Source organism: Trinickia violacea (assembly GCF_005280735.1).
Taxonomy (GTDB): Bacteria; Pseudomonadota; Gammaproteobacteria; order Burkholderiales; family Burkholderiaceae; genus Trinickia_A; species Trinickia_A violacea.
Map to the genome: position 1 here is coordinate 4,603,300 of NZ_CP040077.1, position 16,607 is coordinate 4,619,906.

A 16,607-nucleotide genomic window follows, 5' to 3' on the forward strand; every position below is an offset into this window, starting at 1 on the left:
GCGCATTCCTTATTGCCGAGACCATGAACGATCGCGAAGTCGCTGAATACCTGCTCGCCACCCCCGGATTCTTCGACGAGCACGCCGAGCTGCTCGCGACCATCCGACTTGCGAACCCGCACGGCAAGGCCGCGGTGTCGCTGCAGGAGCGGCAAATGGAAATGCTGCGCGAGAAGAACAAGCATCTCGAGCGGCGTCTCGCCGAGCTCTTGCGCTACGGCCACGAGAACGACAGCATCGCGGCGAAATTCAACCGCTGGACGATGCGCGTGATGGCCGAGCGCGACGCGTACGCGCTGCCGCGCGCCGTCTCGCAAGGGCTCACCGAGGTGTTCGACGTGCCGCAGGCGGCGCTGCGCGTCTGGGATCTGGCCGAGCCGTACCGCGAAGCGGACTTCGCGCGCCACGTCGGCGAGGAAGTGCGGATCTTCGCGAACAGCCTCGCCGCGCCGTATTGCGGCGCAAACACCGGTTTTGAAGCCGCGCAGTGGCTGATTTCGGGCGAATCCGCCGCGACGGCCACGAGTGCAGCGAGCGATTCGTCCGCCGACCCCGCCGCGGCCGAAGGCGCCGCGACACAATCGATCGCGCTGGTCGCGCTGCGCGATCCGCGCACGAGCGACGAAGGCGGGGCCGCCTTCGGCCTCCTCGTGATGGGCTCGCCAGACCCGCGCCGTTTCCACGAAGGCATGGCGACCGATTTCCTCGCGCAGATCGGCGGGCTGGCGAGCGCGGCGCTGAGCCGTCTGATCGCTCGTTGACGCGCGCGCCTTCGCGCTCGATCCGCACCCTCATCGATCCGGAACCCGCCCTGTGACCGCGGCCGACAACGACCCGATTGCCGCCTACCTCTCGAGCCTCGAGCATGAGCGGCGGCTGTCGGCGCATACGCTGCGCGGCTACACGCATGAACTCGACGAGCTGAAGAAACTCGCGAAGGGCCGCCCGCTGGAAAGCCTCACCGCCACCGACATGCGCAGCGCCGTCGCGCGCGCGCATGCGGGCGGGCTGTCGGCGCGCTCGATCGGGCATCGCCTGTCGGCATGGCGCGCGTTCTACCGGTGGCTCGCCGGGCGCATCGAGCTGCCCGCCAATCCCGTTGCGACCGTGCGCGCGCCGAAACAGGCAAAAACGCTGCCGAAGGCGCTTTCCGTCGACCACGCCAACGCGCTGATGGAAGCCCCCGCCGCCGCGAACACCGAAGGGCTGCGCGATCACGCGATGCTCGAGCTGTTCTACTCGTCGGGGCTGCGGCTTGCGGAACTGGTCGGCCTCGATGTCGCCTTCGCCGATGCCGACGGCTACCGCTCCGCCGGCTGGCTCGACCTGCAGGCGGCCGAAGTGACGGTGCTCGGCAAGGGCAACCGGCGGCGCACCGTGCCGGTCGGCAGCAAGGCGCTCGACGCGCTCAAGAACTGGCTCGCCGCGCGCGGCGAGTTCGTGAAGCTCGATCCGCATCCGCTCTTTTTGTCGGCGCGCGGCAACCGGATGTCGCCGAACGTCGTGCGCGACCGCGTAAAGCGCGCCGCGCTCGCGGCCGGCATTCCGGCCAACGTCCATCCGCACGTGCTGCGCCATTCGTTCGCGACGCATGTGCTGCAATCGAGCGGCGATCTGCGGGCGGTGCAGGAGCTGCTTGGGCACGCGAGCATCACCGCGACGCAGGTCTATACCGCGCTCGATTTTCAGCATCTCGCGCAGGTGTACGACAAGGCGCATCCGCGCGCCAAGAAGCGCGACTGAATGCCTCGCTCTCAAGGAAATCGCCTGGCCGCCCCAAGATTGACTTGCCCCCTCGGGGGACCTGGCGCGAAGCGCCAGGTCTGGGGGCGCTCATCAGCGGCGTAGACGGCCGTCGCTCTTGCCGGGAGCGGACGACCGCCTCCGGCCGCCACGTTCCCGCCCGGCGATGCCGCACAATCCGCGCTGCAGTCGACACACTCATCATCCCGCCACGCACAATCCGCGCGGCAGAAACTTGTTTTTGATCATTTATGAATACCGTAACGCTGAAACCGTCGAAGGAAAAATCGCTGCTGCGCCGCCATCCGTGGGTTTATGCGAACGCGATCGACCGCATCGACGGCAAGCCCGCCCCGGGCGCCACCGTGATCGTGCGCGCGCACGACGGCCGCTTTCTCGCGCGCGCCGCGTATAGCCCGCAATCGCAGATCCGCGTGCGAGTCTGGAGCTTCGACGAGGCCGAGCCGATCGATCACGCCTTTTTCAAGCGCCGCGTGCAGCGCGCGATTGCGCATCGTCAAGCGCTCGTCCATGACACGGGCGCGGTGCGGTTGATCTTCGGCGAAGCGGACGGCCTGCCGGGCCTGATCGTCGATTACTACATCGCGGACGATGCCGAAAAGCGCGGCCAGCTCGTCTGCCAGTTCATGGCGACGGGCGTCGAGGCATGGAAGGAAGCGATCGTCGCGGCGCTCGTCGGCGCGACCGGCTGCCCGAACGTCTACGAGCGCTCGGACGTCTCGATCCGCGAGAAGGAAGGTCTTGCGCAGACCACCGGCGTGCTGGCCGGCGACCCGCCGCCCGACACGCTGATCACGAACGAAAACGGCGTGCGCTATCACGTCGATGTCCGCTCGGGCCACAAGACCGGCTTCTACGTCGACCAGCGCGACAACCGCGCGCTAGTCCAGGCGTACGCGGCCGAGCGCGACGTGCTCAACTGCTTCTGCTACACAGGCGGCTTCTCGCTGGCTGCGCTCAAGGGCGGCGCGAAACGCGTGGTGTCGATCGATTCGTCGGGCGAAGCATTGGCGCTCGCGAAAGAGAACGTCGCCGCGAACGATTTCGACGCGAGCCGCGCCGAGTGGCTCGACGCCGACGCGTTCAAGACGCTGCGCCGGCTCTACGACGAGGGCGAGCGCTTCGACCTCGTCGTGCTCGATCCGCCGAAATTCGCGCCGTCGCGCGAGCACGTGGACCGCGCCGCTCGCGCCTACAAGGACATCAACCTGACCGGCTTCAAGCTGCTGCGCCCGGGCGGCCTGCTGTTCACGTACTCGTGCTCGGGCGCGATCGATGCCGACCTGTTCCAGAAGATCGTCGCGGGCGCCGCGGCGGACGCGCGCGTCGACGCCCGCATCTTGAAGCGCCTGGGCGCCGGGGTCGATCACCCGCTCCTGACGGCGTTCCCGGAAGGCGAATACCTGAAAGGTCTATTGTTGCAAATCGCCTGAACGCCCATAGTTAGCGGACATTTGGCGCGTCTTGCAGCCGAATTGCGGCTGACAGGCAGGCGCAAGCCCGTGGCAAGCGGCGCACCGCGCGGACCACGGGCGCTTGACAGATATGCAACAATCGTGGGCTGTTGGACGCATAGACACCGATTCACGAACCACAGGCGACTCACATGATTCCCGTCACTATCCTGACCGGCTTCCTCGGCAGCGGCAAAACCACGCTGCTCAAGCGCATCCTGAACGAAAAGCACGGCATGAAGATCGCCGTGATCGAAAACGAGTTCGGCGAAGAGAACATCGACAACGAAATCCTCGTGCAAGACTCCGCCGAGCAAATCGTCCAGATGAGCAACGGCTGCATCTGCTGCACGATTCGCGGCGACCTCGCGCGCGCGCTCGGCGACCTGGCGTCAAAGAAGCAGTCGGGCGAGCTCCAGTTCGATCGCGTCGTGATCGAAACGACTGGCCTCGCGAACCCGGGCCCGGTCGCGCAGACGTTCTTCATCGATAGCGAAATCGCCGACGAATTCCTGCTCGACGCGATCATCACGCTCGTCGACGCGAAGCATGCGAACCTTCAGCTCGACGAGCACGAAGTCGTGCAGCGGCAGGTCGGTTTCGCGGACCGCCTCTTCATCACGAAGTCGGATCTTGTCGACGAAGCGACGCTGTCGGACCTGCGCTACCGTCTCGTGCACATGAACCCGAAAGCGACGATCAAGGTCGTCAATTTCGGCGAGACCGACATCAAGGAAATCTTCGACCTGCGCGGCTTCAACCTGAACGCCAAGCTCGAAATCGACCCGGACTTCCTGGCCGAAGACGATCATGACCACGCTCATCATGCCCATGATCACGACCATGACCATGACCACGAGCACTGCGATCACGATCACGGCCAGTGTGCGCACGATGGGCACGAGCACCACCATCACCACGCGCATCACGACGACAAGATCAAGTCGTTCGTCTACCGCAACGATCGCCCGTTCGACCCGAACAAGCTCGAGGATTTCCTCGGCGGCATCCTGCAGATCTATGGCGAGCGTCTGTTGCGCTACAAGGGCGTGCTCTATATGAAGGGCGTCGACCGCAAGGTCGTGTTCCAGGGCGTGCACCAGATGATGGGCAGCGACCTCGCGGCGAAGTGGCTGCCGATCGAGAAGAAAACCAACAAGATGGTGTTCATCGGCGTCGACCTCCCGCAGGACCTCATCACCGACGGTCTCGACGCCTGCCTCGCGTAAGGCAGCCTTCGATCCGTGACTTATCCCGCATAGGCGAACCGGTTTGTGTGCGCTACGGCACCCAGACCGGTTCGCCGCCCCCGCCCGTGGTAAAACAGGTGAAAGCCCTATGACAGAAGGGGCCGGATGACCATCGCTTTTTGACGGCTCGCGCGCTATATTTTCGGGATAGCACATGGGTCCGACGTGGGGTTTGATCGGTTGCAGAACTGAATTCTGATTCAGTTACAATACGGGCCCACTGGAGAAAGACAACGAATTGCCCGCGCATTGTCTGGCGCACCCGCTGGATGTTGCGCAACGATGCCGGGCAGGTACACGGCGCCGGAAAACCTCATCCGGACGATGCCGAAACAATACCGAAGCACCGGCCTGCACGCCGGTTGGTAAGCGAGCGCGCAGTCCGGCATCGAGATGCTCGGGGGCATCCGAGGATCGGTTTCCAGAGGAGTTCGGCCCCGCAACGGCGCGATGGGCGGCACGACAGCCCAGCGTCCGTGTTCGCCTGCGCTTCATTGACGCCGGTTGCGGGCAACACGAAAGTGCGGGCAATATGTAAGAGTTTTGCCTCACATTGAAGAAGCACGCAGATGACGACGAAACGACTCTTGACCGAAGCCGAAATCCTGAAGATGAGCGAGAAGGATTACATGAATGAGGATCAGCTCGCTTTCTTCAAGAACCGGCTCGAACAGCTGCAGGCGGAGATCCTCCGCAATGCCGGCCAGACGACCGAGAACCTGCGCGAAACCGTGATCGTGCCGGACCCGGCCGATCGCGCGACGATCGAAGAAGAGCATGCGCTGGAACTGCGCACGCGCGATCGCGAACGCAAGCTGCTGAAGAAGGTGCAGCAATCGCTCGCGCGCATCGACTCGGGCGAGTACGGCTGGTGCGAGGAAACCGGCGAGCCGATCGGCATTCCGCGTCTGATCGCTCGGCCCACGGCCACCCTGTCGCTCGAAGCGCAGGAACGCCGCGAGCTGCGCCAGAAGCTGTTCGGCGACTGATTGCTGGAACCGCGCGGCTCGCTCGCCGCGCCTGATATGCTGCTTCGTCAAAGAGGCGCACGGTGAACCGCGCGCCTTTTTCTTTTGGTGCGGCCGCAGCACGCCCTTTTCCGCGCATGTCCACGCCCCGGTGACGGCAGCCGTTACCGGCGCTGATCTGACGTCCGGCGCTCCGCTCGCGCAGCTTTTACCGCGCCTGCATCTACGCCCGCGCCTGCGCCCGCGCCTGCGCGCCAATTTCCGTCCTATGCACTTTGGCCGACTCTTGATAACGCGGCGTCCGCCCTAAAATTAACCGGACGTGCGTTGCATGAGCGCGCGCGCGTCAAGCCGCGCCTCGTCCGCCTACCCGATACGCTCGGGCGGCACCTGACTCAGCACCGCCCGGGACCTTCAGCTTTTCAAAAGGAACGCACATGGAGCAATTTCACGGCACGACGATCGTATCCGTGCGGCGCGGCGACAAAGTCGCGCTCGGCGGCGACGGCCAGGTGACGCTCGGCAACATCGTCATGAAAGGCGGCGCGAGGAAAGTCCGGCGCATTTACAACGGCAAGGTGCTGGTCGGCTTCGCCGGCGGCACGGCCGATGCGTTTTCGCTGCTCGACCGCTTCGAAGCCAAACTCGAAAAGCATCAGGGCAACCTGACCCGCGCCGCGGTCGAGCTCGCCAAAGACTGGCGCACCGACCGCATGCTGCGCCGCCTCGAAGCAATGCTGATCGCCGCCGACGCGCAAACCACCCTCGTCATCACCGGCAATGGCGACGTGCTCGACCCCGAAGAGGGGATCTGCGCGATCGGCTCGGGCGGCGCGTATGCGCAAGCCGCGGCCCGTGCGCTCGCCGAAAACACGGATCTTTCCCCGCGCGACATCGTCGAAAAGTCTTTGGCGATCGCCGGTGACATGTGCATCTATACCAACCATAACCGCGTCATCGAGACGATCGAGTGAGGCAACGATGAGCACCATGACCCCCGCCGAGATCGTCTCGGAACTCGACAAAAACATCATCGGCCAGAAGCGCGCAAAACGCGCCGTCGCCGTCGCGCTGCGCAACCGGTGGCGCCGCCAGCAAGTCGCCGACCCGCTGCGCCAGGAAATCACGCCGAAAAACATTCTGATGATCGGGCCGACGGGCGTCGGCAAGACCGAAATCGCGCGGCGTCTCGCGAAGCTCGCCGACGCGCCGTTCATCAAGATCGAAGCGACCAAGTTCACGGAAGTCGGCTACGTGGGGCGCGACGTCGACAGCATCGTGCGCGACCTGATCGAAATCTCCGTCAAGGAGACGCGCGAGACGGAAATGCGCAAGGTCCGCTCGAAAGCGCAAGACCAGGCCGAAGACCGCATCCTCGATATCCTGCTGCCGAGCGCGCGTCCGGTCGGGTTCGGCTCGGCGGCGTCGGCTTCGAGCGATCACGGCGACGAAGGCAACGCCACGCGCCAGACGTTCCGCAAGCGCCTGCGCGAAGGCTCGCTCGACGACAAGGAAATCGAGCTCGATGTCGAATCGCCGCAAATCGGCATGGACATCATGGGCCCGCCGGGCATGGAAGACATGACCGAGCAAATCCGCTCGATGTTCGCGAATCTGGGCGGCGGCAAGAAAACGCGCCGCAAGCTCAAGGTCAAAGAAGCGCTAAAGGTGCTCACAGACGAAGAAGCATCGAAGATGCTCAACGACGAGGAAGTGAAGGCGAAGGCCGTGCAGAACGTCGAGCAGAACGGCATCGTGTTCCTCGACGAAATCGACAAGATCGCCTCGCGCAGCGAGGCGGGCGGCCCCGAGGTGTCCCGCCAGGGCGTGCAGCGCGATCTGCTGCCGCTTGTCGAAGGCACGACGATCAACACGAAATACGGCACGGTGAAAACGGACCACATCCTCTTCATCGCGAGCGGCGCGTTCCATCTGTCGAAGCCGAGCGACTTGATCCCCGAGCTGCAAGGGCGCTTTCCGATTCGCGTCGAGCTCGATTCGCTGTCGGTTGAGGACTTCGAAGCCATTCTCGTCGCCACCGACGCGAGCCTCGTCAAGCAATACCAGGCGCTGCTCGCGACCGAAGACGTGCAGCTCGATTTCGCCGAAGACGGCATCCGCCGGATGGCCGAAATCGCGTTCTCGGTCAACGAGAAGACCGAGAACATCGGCGCGCGGCGCCTGTACACGGTGATCGAAAAGCTGCTCGAGGAAGTATCGTTCGCGGCGGGCAATCACTCGGGCCAAGCGGTGAAGATCGATGCGGCATACGTCGATAGCGCACTGGGTGAAGTCTCGCAAAGCGAGGATCTGTCTCGCTACGTGCTGTAAGCAGTAGCGCGTAAAGCGCGAAACCAAGAGAAAACGGGCGGCCTGCATCGCGCAGGACCGCCCGTTTTTTATCCGACGCCGAAAGCGTGAACAAACGTTACTGCTTCACCGGCCGCTTAGAGAGCTTGCGCTGCAGCGTGCGCCGATGCATGTTCAGCGCACGCGCCGTGGCCGAGATATTGCCGCCGTTCTCAGCGAGCGCCCGCTGAATGTGCTCCCACTCGAGCCGCGCGACGGAGAGCAGCGTCGGATGCTCGATGGCCTCCTCGGCCGTCGCAGCGCTCGCCTCCGTCTGCAACGCCGCGAGAATCGATTCGACGTTGGCCGGCTTCGCGAGATAGTTGTCGGCGCCGTCCTTCACCGCCTGCACGGCCGTCGCAATGCTCGCGTAGCCGGTAAGAATCAGCATCCGTGCGTCGGGCTGCAATTCGCGCAGCGGCGCCACGAGATTCAAACCCGAATCGCCTCCCAAATGCAGATCGACCGTGATCTGCCCGAACTTCTGCTGGTTCGCGAGCTTGATGGCCTCGTCGGCATTCGGCGCCGTGTGAACCGTGTAGCCCCGGCGCGTCAGCCCTCGGGCCAGGATGCCCGAGAACACTTCGTCGTCGTCGATGACCAGGAAATTCATATCGCTCATGTGTTTTTCTCCCTCGTACCGGTTGAAGCGGGAGCGGCGTCGCCTGCCTCCCCTTTGGCTGCAGGCAGACGAAGCACCGCCCGCGTGCCGCGCGGCTTGCCGTCGGCAAGCTCGATCTCGCCGCCCAGCCGCGCTGCAGCCGTGAAAGCCAGGTAGAGCCCCACGCCGTGGCCGCCTTGCGTGCTGTCTACCGGCATCGCGCCGAGCCTGCCGCGCAACTGCGGCGGAATGCCCGGCCCTGAATCGCAGACCTCGAACTCGATTTCGCCATTCGCGCTCGACGCTGCGAGCGTGACGCGATCGCGGCTCGCGCGCGCGGCGTTGTCGAGCAGGATGGTCAGAATCTGGCTGACGGCGACCGTGTCGTCAAGCCACACGCCTGTGGGCACGGCGCCGATCCGCTCGAATTTCACGTGCGGATGGCGCAACCGCCACTGGGCGGCAAAGCTTTCGAGCCACTCGTCGAGCGTTTGCCGATGCGACGCCACCGATGCGCGGCTTCGCAAGCGCGCGAGCGCGGACGTGCAGAGCGTCATCTGCTGTTCGAGCAGCTCCAGATCGGCGGAATACGGCGCGAGCCCCTTGTCGGCACGAGCCGCGTCGCGCAACTCCTCGGAAAGCATCGCGATGGTCGAGAGCGGCGTACCGATTTCGTGGGCGACCGTGGCCGCCTGCACGCCCAGCGCGACCGCCCGCTCATCGCGCAAGAGATGCTGCTGCGCCTCGGCGAGCGCGGCGTCGCGCAGACGCAGCCCGTTCGACATGCGCGCGACGAACCACGCGATCAGCCCGACGCTCACCATGAAGTTCACCCACATGCCGGCGCGATAGTAATCGAACAGGTTGGCGGGGTTGTCCATGTTGAGCGGGATCGAATCGAACCCGAGCGCCGCGTAGCAGCAGACCGCGAACGCCGCGAGCCAGATCATCAAGTGCCACGGCAGGACGGCGGCGGCGATCGCGAGCGACGGCAGGTAGAGCGAGACGAACGGATTCGTCGTGCCGCCCGAGAGAAAAAGCAGTGCGGACAACGCACCGAGGTCGACCCACAACTGGCCAAGCAGCTCGAAATTGGTTTCGGGCCGCGCCCGCGCGACACGTATCCAGGTGAGCGCATTGAAGACGACTTCGAGCGTGATCACCATGAGCATCGCCGGCAACGGCAAATGCACGCCGAAGAAAATCTGCACGACGGCAATGGTGACGAGCTGGCCGATGATCGCCAGGCAACGCAGCCAGAACAGGTGGCCGAGATTCACGCGGCCGGTGTTGGTGATTCGGTGCATCGCAGCAGTTTAACCGCTCGGCGCCTCCGGGGACACCGTGACGAGCGCCTCGGCGAGACACTCCGGGCACAGGCAACGCATATTGGGTACCAAGCGCTCGAGCGGCACGGCGGGCATCGACGTGCACCAGCAGTTGAACGGTTCGGACGGGTCGGCGCGCTTGCCGCAATCGAACGCACGGCCGCAGCGCGGACAGCGTGCGCTTGCGGCGGCGGGCGGCGCGGAGCGAGCCGGGGAGGAAGAGCCTGAGCGAGTCATGACGCGTCGAAACAACAATCGAAACGGAGTCGAATCAAGCGGATAAATGCATGATGCCACGGCTCGCGGGGCTCGCCGGAGAACGGCGGAAAAACCGCCGTCCTATGGCGTTTGGATGACCGGTAAAAACCGTGCTGCGCTGCGCCAGTCCTGTACAATTCGCCCTGTTTCGCCCGTCTCAACCGTTCGTTTCGTCAGAGCTTGCCGCCATGTCCGAGCCCATCGACCTCTCGCAGATCGCCCCCACGCTGAAAGCCGAAATTCTCGCGGAAGCGCTGCCGTATATTCGCCAGTATCACGGCAAGACCGTGGTCATCAAATACGGCGGCAACGCAATGACCGAAGAGCGCCTGAAGCAAGGCTTCGCGCGCGACGTCATCCTGCTGAAGCTGGTCGGCATCAACCCGGTTATCGTGCACGGCGGCGGCCCGCAGATCGATCAGGCGCTCAAGAAGATCGGCAAGCAAGGCACGTTCATCCAGGGCATGCGCGTCACCGACGAAGAGACGATGGAAGTCGTCGAATGGGTGCTCGGCGGCGAAGTGCAGCAAGACATCGTCACACTCATCAATCACTTCGGCGGCCATGCCGTGGGCCTCACGGGCAAGGACGGCGGCCTGATCCACGCGCGCAAGCTGATGATGCCGGACCGCGACAACCCCGGCCAATATGTCGACATCGGCCAAGTCGGCGAAGTCGAGGCGATCAACCCGGCCGTCGTGCGCGCGCTGCAGGACGACGCGTTCATTCCGGTCATCTCGCCGATCGGCTTCGGCGAAGACGGCCTCTCGTACAACATCAACGCGGATCTGGTCGCGGGCAAGCTCGCTGTCGTGCTGAACGCTGAAAAGCTCGTGATGATGACGAACATCCCCGGCGTGATGGACAAGGCGGGCACCCTGCTGACGGATCTGTCGGCGCGCGAGATCGACGCGCTCTTCGCAGACGGCACGATCTCGGGCGGCATGCTGCCGAAGATCGCGTCCGCGCTCGACGCCGCGAAGAGCGGCGTGCGGTCGGTGCACATCATCGACGGCCGGATCGAGCACTCGGTGCTGCTCGAAATCCTGACCGAGCAGCCGTTCGGCACGATGATCCGCTCGCACTGAGCCTGCCTCCGCGAAGCGCGGCGCGCATAATTGTGCCGTGCTTCGCCTGCTGTCCGGGCGCATGTATCCCGCTCTGCCCCGCCCCACCCGCCATGCCCACCTCTCGCTCCAAGCGGCGCCGGCCGCACGTCAACACAGGCGGCCCCGTCTGGCTGTTCGATCTCGACAACACGCTGCACCACGCGTCGTTCAAGATCTTCCCGGCGATCAGTCAAGCAATGACGCAGTACATCATCGATGCCCTGCAAGTCGAGCTCGAGGTGGCGAACCGTCTGCGCGCCGACTACACGCAGCGCTACGGCGCGGCCTTGCTCGGCCTCACGCGCCATCATCCGATCGATCCGCACGACTTCCTGAAAGAAGTGCACACGTTCCCCGACCTCGCCTCGATGGTGCGCGCCGAGCGCGGGCTCGCGCGCCTCGTCGCCGCGCTGCCGGGACGCAAGATGGTGCTGACCAACGGCCCGGAAGCCTACGCGCGCGCGGTGCTGCGAGAGCTCTCGATCGAGCGCCTGTTCGAGCGCGTGATCGCCATCGAGCACATGCGCGACCGCCGCGCGTGGCGCGCGAAACCCGACGCCTCGATGCTGCGCCGGACGATGCGCGACGCGCACGTGCCGCTGGCCGACGCGATCCTCGTCGAAGACACACGTGGACACCTGAAACGCTACAAGCGCTTGGGGATCAAGACGGTTTGGATCGTCGGCCATCTTCCCGCTGCGACTCAGGCAAACGGCACGCCGGCACGCCAGCCCGGCGCGGGTCGTCCCCACTATGTCGATCGTCGCATTCGTTCGCTAAAATCACTTCGACTGAGTTCTCGATCGGGGCGACAGAAATGCAGCCGACTCAAAAGCATGACGGGGCCGTAAATAGCGAAGACGCGCAGTTCCAGCAGGACCACTCCGAAGCCACCCATCCAGCCGGCGCCCGCGCGCCGCGCCTGAAACCCGGCGAGCGGCGGGTCCATATCCTCCAGACGCTCGCCGCGATGCTGGAAGCCCCCAAAAGCGAAAAGATCACGACCGCGGCGCTGGCCGCACGGCTCGGCGTATCGGAAGCCGCGCTCTATCGGCATTTCGCGAGCAAGGCGCAGATGTTCGAAGCGCTGATCGAGTTCATCGAAGAGACCTTTTTCGGCCTCGTCAATCAGATCACGGCGAAGGAGCCGAACGGCGTGCTGCAGGCGCGTGCGATCGGCTTGATGCTGCTCAACTTTTCTGCGAAAAATCCCGGCATGACGCGCGTGTTGACGGGCGAGGCGCTCGTCGGCGAGCACGAGCGCCTCGCCGAACGGGTCACGCAGATGCTCGAGCGCATTGAAGCGTCGCTCAAGCAGTGTCTGCGGCTGGGACTGATGGAGGCCAACCAGAAATCGGCCGAGGCCCCGGTGCCGCTGCCGACCGACTACGACCCCGCCGTGCGCGCGAGCCTCGTCATCAGCTACGTGCTCGGACGGTGGCACCGCTATACGAAGAGCGGCTTCGCGCGCGCGCCGGGCGAGCACGCCGACGCGCAACTGCGGCTGATTCTTCAATAGTCCCGAAGGTCTCGGGCGGCATCGTCGACCGTCAGTCGATCGGCCGCCCCGCCGTCTCGCGGATGAACGGAAGCGCCAGCAACGACACGGCCCCGCAGCCGATCAAGTACCACGCGGGGGCAAGCGGATTGCCCGACAACTGGATCAGCCACGTCGCGAAGAACTGCGCGAAGCCGCCGAAAATCGACACCCCGAGGCAGTAGACGACCGACATCCCGGTCGCCCGAATCTCGCGCGGAAACAGCTCGGGCAACATCACGATGTTCGGCACGGCGGTGAACGCGACCAGCACCGCGAGAACGGCGACCACGGAAAGCAGCACGGGCACGGTCGGATAGGCATTGATCAGCATGAAAGCCGGATAGACCACCAGCACGAGCAGCACGCGCGACACCCACAGCACCGGCTTGCGGCCGACGCGGTCCGACAGCGCCCCCGCAAGCGGCGAGCAGATCACGGTCATGAGCGCGGCGGTCCACGATGCCCACAGCGCGAGCGACATCGGCATGTTCAGCATCCGGATCGCGTAGGTCGACAAGTAGAACAGCACAATGTAGTTCGCCGCCGTGCCGCCGATCGTCGTCACGACGCCCGCCGTGATCGCGCCCGCGTGGTGGCGGAAGATCGTGCGTGCGGGGTGGGCGGCGGGCTCGGCGGCCGGCTTCGTTGCCGGCTGGCGATCGCCGGTCTCGACGCCCGGCAGCGTCTCGTCGAGATGCCGGCGGATATAGGTGCCGATCGGCCCCATCGCCATCCCGATCACGAACGGAATGCGCCAGCCCCAGCTTTCGAGCGACGGCGTCGAAAGGCTCGCCGCCAGCACCACGCCAAGCAGCGACCCGCACACCGTGTTGAGCCCCTGGCTCACGAACTGCCAGCTGCCGTAGAAGCCGCGCGTGCGATCGCTGCCGTATTCGAGCAAAAGCGAGGTCGACGCGCCGACCTCGCCGCCGATCGCAAAGCCCTGGATCAGCCGCGCGAGGATGACGAGCGCCGGCGCGGCAAGGCCGATCGTCGCGTAAGTCGGCGCGAATGCGATGATCGCCGAGCCCAGCGTCATGAGCCACAGCGTGAGGCTCATGGCCGCTTTGCGGCCTGCGCGGTCCGCGTAGGCGCCGAGCACGATGCCGCCGATCGGCCGCATGATGAAGCCGACGCCGAACGTGCCCACGGCCAGCATCAATTGCGCGAGCGATCCGTGAACCGGGAAATACAGCTTGCCGATGATCGTCGCGAAGAAGCTGTAGATCGTGAAGTCGAAAAACTCGAGGCCGTTGCCGATCGTGATCGCGGCGATCGCCTTCGGCTTCGAGATGCGCTTGGGTTGAGCGGCGCCGGCGCTCTGCGGGCCGGTCGCGTCAGCGGCGGAATACTCCATGTCTCTCTCCATGAATCGTGCTCCGGCCGCTCGGGCGGCTTCAGGCACTATTTTGTGCTCAGACGAGGAACGTCTCGGCGAGCTTCACCCAGTAGGCGGCGCCCGTCGCGAGACAGTCGTCGTTGAAGTCGTAGCCCGGGTTGTGGACCATGCAGCCGCCCTCGCCGTCGCCATTGCCGATGATCAGGTAGCTGCCCGCGCAGCGTTCGAGCAGGAACGCGAAGTCCTCGCTGCCCGTGAGCGGCTCCATGTCGCGAATCAGGCCGGCCTCGCCGACCCAGTCGAGCGCGACTTGGCGTGCGAAGGCGGTCATCCGAGCATCGTTGACGAGCACCGGATAGCGGCGCTGGTAGTCGATCTCGGCGCGCGCGCCGTAGACGGCCGCTTGCGCGTGAATCACTTCGGTGATGCGCTGTTCGAGGAGATCGCGCACTTCGGGCCTCAACGCGCGCACGGAGAGGCGCATTTCCGCGCTGTCGGGAATCACGTTCGACGCCTCGCCCGCGTGGATTGCGCCGACCGTGATGATCGCCATGTCGAGCGGCGCGACGTTGCGCGAGACGATCGTCTGCAACGCCAGCACGATCTGCGCGCACACGACGATCGGATCGACCGCCTTGTGCGGCACCGCGCCGTGTCCGCCGCGGCCGGTCACTTTCGCGATCACGGTATCGGACGACGCCATGAACGAGCCCGGCAGGAAGCCGAACTTGCCGGTCGGGTGTCCCGGCATGTTGTGCATTGCGAACACGGCATCGCAGGGGAAGCGCTCGAACAGGCCGTCTTCGAGCATTTTTTGGGCGCCTGCGAGCCCTTCCTCGGCCGGTTGGAAAATCAGGTTCAGCGTGCCGTCGAACGATTTGTCGCGCGCGAGGTGTTTCGCGGCGGCAAGCAGCATCGCCGTGTGGCCGTCGTGGCCGCACGCGTGCATCTTGCCGGGGAGCTTGCTCGCGTACGGCAGGCCGGTCTGCTCGTGGATCGGCAGCGCGTCCATGTCGGCGCGCAAGCCCAGGCGCCGCGTGCCATTGCCCACTTTCAGTTGCCCCACCACGCCGGTCTTCCCGAGCCCGCGATGCACCGTGTAGCCCCACTCCTGAAGCCGCTCCGCGACCAGATCGCCCGTCGCGACCTCCTCGTACGCGAGCTCCGGGTGCGCGTGGATCTGGCGCCGCAAGGCGATCATTTCGTCTTCCAAATCGGCGATGCCGGCCGGGATTGCCATGGTGTTCACGGTGCTGTCTCCGTCGATGATTTGCATCGATGCAGCATAGCCAGCGATATTTTTGGGAGGCAGGCGTAGAATCTTCGCGGCAGCAACCCATGGTTGCCACATGGCATGCCAAGTCGAGGCGGCACGCAGCATTCACCGGCACCCTGCGACAGACGTTTTCATCCGATGAAACTCCACCAGCTCACCACCCTCGCGGCCATCGCCGATACCGGCAGCATCCGCGCCGCCGCCCGCTCGCTGGGCGTCTCGCCGGCTGCCGCGACCAAGGCGGTGCGCGAGCTCGAAGCCGATCTGCGCGCGCCGCTCGTGATCCGCGGCACGAGCGGCATCACGTTCACCGACTACGGCCGTGCCCTCGTCGTTCATGCGCGGCTCGTGCTCGGCCAGCTCGCGCGCGCCGAGGCCGAGCTCGACTCGATGCGAGGCCGCGCCGCCGGGAAGCTGTCGATCGGGGTCACGCCGTGGGTGGCGCTGACGTTCCTGCCGGAGACGGTGAAGCGCTTCCGCGAGCGCATGCCCGAAGTCCAGCTCGAATTCTTCGAGGGGCTGCTCGCCGTCGTGCAGCCACGCCTGCGCGACGGCAGCCTCGACTTCTCGATCGGACGGCCGCCGCCCGCGTCGCCGCAGTCGGAGTTTCAGAATGTGCCGCTCTTTTCGACGCACTCGGCCGTTGTCGCGCGGCGCGATCATCCGCTCGCCCAATGCCGCACGCTGCTCGAACTCGAAGACGCCGAATGGGTGCTGAACTGGGACCCGGCGAGCCGCGAGTCGATTTCGGAGAACGTCTTTCTGCGCCGGGGGATGAAAGTGCCGCGCACGATCCATCTCGCGCATTCACTCGCGATCGTGCTCGGGCTCATCGCGCACACCGACATGCTCAGCATCTTTCCGTGGCCGCTCGTCGAGGTCATCTCCAGCAAGGAGAACCTGTGGGCGCTGCCGTTGCGCGAGACGGTCGACGAGACGCTCGTCTCCGTCGTCTCGCGGCGGGGCGCGCCGCCGAGCCCCGCCGGGGCGTGCTTTCTCGAATGCCTGCGCGAGGTGATCGACGAGGGTGCGCGCTCGGACAATCCGGAGCGGCGGCGGCTCTTTCATTCGATCGAGCTGCTGCTTTGAATCGATGCTGCACGCGTCTGCTGCGCCGCGCGCGGTATCCGTCGCCGAAATGCGGACTATGCGGAGCGCGCCGTCGCCGCGGTTTTTTTTCCGCTATACTTTGCCGTCTGTCGTGAGATCCGCTGCGTGCTTGCAGCGTTTTTCACAGCGCGCCGATTTGCTGACTCGATTGCGGGCGCGCGAACCTTCGAAGCCGAATCCGTGCGCGGAGGTTCACTATAAATGCGGCTAAAGAGGTCGTCAGCCGCGCACTTCCTCCCTTCGCGCACGCCGACACCATTT

General features: G+C 65.2%; 16 protein-coding genes. 11 read left to right on the top strand and 5 right to left on the bottom strand.

What is annotated here, in order from left to right:
• Positions 1-23: 23 nt before the first annotated feature.
• The 7 genes from FAZ95_RS21115 (at position 24) to hslU (ending at position 7,767) form a co-directional block, all read left to right on the top strand.
• A complete protein-coding gene (locus FAZ95_RS21115) occupies positions 24-761 on the top strand; it encodes a DUF484 family protein (RefSeq protein WP_137334221.1) in 738 nt (245 codons plus the stop codon).
• A gap of 52 nt (positions 762-813) precedes the next feature.
• Entirely contained in the window at positions 814-1,743 is a 930-nt protein-coding gene (gene xerC / locus FAZ95_RS21120; protein ID WP_137334222.1) for a tyrosine recombinase XerC, read from the top strand.
• Between the two features lie 251 nt (positions 1,744-1,994).
• Positions 1,995-3,197, top strand: coding sequence for a class I SAM-dependent rRNA methyltransferase (locus FAZ95_RS21125; protein WP_137334223.1), 1,203 nt, complete (start codon positions 1,995-1,997; stop codon positions 3,195-3,197).
• A 173-nt stretch (positions 3,198-3,370) separates the two neighbouring features.
• On the top strand, positions 3,371-4,447 hold the full coding sequence (locus FAZ95_RS21130; RefSeq protein WP_175425661.1) for a CobW family GTP-binding protein: 1,077 nt from the start codon (positions 3,371-3,373) through the stop codon (positions 4,445-4,447).
• 590 nt (positions 4,448-5,037) lie between these two features.
• The gene (gene dksA / locus FAZ95_RS21135; protein ID WP_137334225.1) at positions 5,038-5,457 is read left to right on the top strand and encodes an RNA polymerase-binding protein DksA; all 420 of its coding nucleotides are present in this window, start codon (positions 5,038-5,040) and stop codon (positions 5,455-5,457) included.
• Between the two features lie 416 nt (positions 5,458-5,873).
• Positions 5,874-6,410 carry an ATP-dependent protease subunit HslV gene (hslV, locus tag FAZ95_RS21140; RefSeq protein ID WP_137334226.1) on the top strand — a complete coding sequence of 179 codons (537 nt, stop codon included), beginning with the start codon at positions 5,874-5,876 and terminating at the stop codon, positions 6,408-6,410.
• 7 nt (positions 6,411-6,417) lie between these two features.
• Complete coding sequence (gene hslU / locus FAZ95_RS21145) at positions 6,418-7,767, top strand: ATP-dependent protease ATPase subunit HslU (protein ID WP_137334227.1); 1,350 nt, start codon at positions 6,418-6,420, stop codon at positions 7,765-7,767.
• A gap of 97 nt (positions 7,768-7,864) precedes the next feature.
• Here hslU and FAZ95_RS21150 read toward each other — a convergent pair whose 3' ends face one another.
• The 3 genes from FAZ95_RS21150 to FAZ95_RS21160 are packed head-to-tail and all read right to left on the bottom strand — an operon-like array spanning position 7,865 to position 9,951.
• Entirely contained in the window at positions 7,865-8,407 is a 543-nt protein-coding gene (locus tag FAZ95_RS21150; protein WP_137334228.1) for a response regulator transcription factor, read from the bottom strand.
• Positions 8,404-9,693, bottom strand: a complete 1,290-nt coding sequence (locus FAZ95_RS21155) for an ATP-binding protein (protein ID WP_137334229.1) — start codon at positions 9,691-9,693, stop codon at positions 8,404-8,406. The genes FAZ95_RS21150 and FAZ95_RS21155 overlap by 4 nt, the downstream gene beginning before the upstream one ends.
• A 9-nt stretch (positions 9,694-9,702) precedes the next feature.
• Positions 9,703-9,951: a cysteine-rich CWC family protein gene (locus tag FAZ95_RS21160; RefSeq protein WP_137334230.1), complete on the bottom strand. Its 249-nt coding sequence runs from the start codon at positions 9,949-9,951 to the stop codon at positions 9,703-9,705.
• Between the two features lie 209 nt (positions 9,952-10,160).
• Between FAZ95_RS21160 and argB the strand changes: the two genes are divergently transcribed.
• The 3 genes from argB to slmA all read left to right on the top strand — a co-directional run bounded on the left by argB (position 10,161) and on the right by slmA (position 12,600).
• Positions 10,161-11,060, top strand: a complete 900-nt coding sequence (gene argB, locus FAZ95_RS21165) for an acetylglutamate kinase (RefSeq protein WP_137334231.1) — start codon at positions 10,161-10,163, stop codon at positions 11,058-11,060.
• Between the two features lie 92 nt (positions 11,061-11,152).
• Positions 11,153-11,932 carry a pyrimidine 5'-nucleotidase gene (locus tag FAZ95_RS21170; RefSeq protein WP_137334232.1) on the top strand — a complete coding sequence of 260 codons (780 nt, stop codon included), beginning with the start codon at positions 11,153-11,155 and terminating at the stop codon, positions 11,930-11,932.
• On the top strand, positions 11,899-12,600 hold the full coding sequence (gene slmA, locus FAZ95_RS21175; RefSeq protein ID WP_137334233.1) for a nucleoid occlusion factor SlmA: 702 nt from the start codon (positions 11,899-11,901) through the stop codon (positions 12,598-12,600). The genes FAZ95_RS21170 and slmA overlap by 34 nt, the downstream gene beginning before the upstream one ends.
• A gap of 31 nt (positions 12,601-12,631) precedes the next feature.
• Here slmA and FAZ95_RS21180 read toward each other — a convergent pair whose 3' ends face one another.
• Together FAZ95_RS21180 and FAZ95_RS21185 are read right to left on the bottom strand one after the other, a co-directional pair.
• On the bottom strand, positions 12,632-13,978 hold the full coding sequence (locus FAZ95_RS21180) for an MFS transporter (protein WP_137334234.1): 1,347 nt from the start codon (positions 13,976-13,978) through the stop codon (positions 12,632-12,634).
• 58 nt (positions 13,979-14,036) lie between these two features.
• Positions 14,037-15,200: a M20 aminoacylase family protein gene (locus FAZ95_RS21185; protein WP_217497449.1), complete on the bottom strand. Its 1,164-nt coding sequence runs from the start codon at positions 15,198-15,200 to the stop codon at positions 14,037-14,039.
• A gap of 174 nt (positions 15,201-15,374) precedes the next feature.
• Between FAZ95_RS21185 and FAZ95_RS21190 the strand changes: the two genes are divergently transcribed.
• Entirely contained in the window at positions 15,375-16,325 is a 951-nt protein-coding gene (locus FAZ95_RS21190; protein WP_137334236.1) for a LysR substrate-binding domain-containing protein, read from the top strand.
• Positions 16,326-16,607 lie beyond the last annotated feature (282 nt).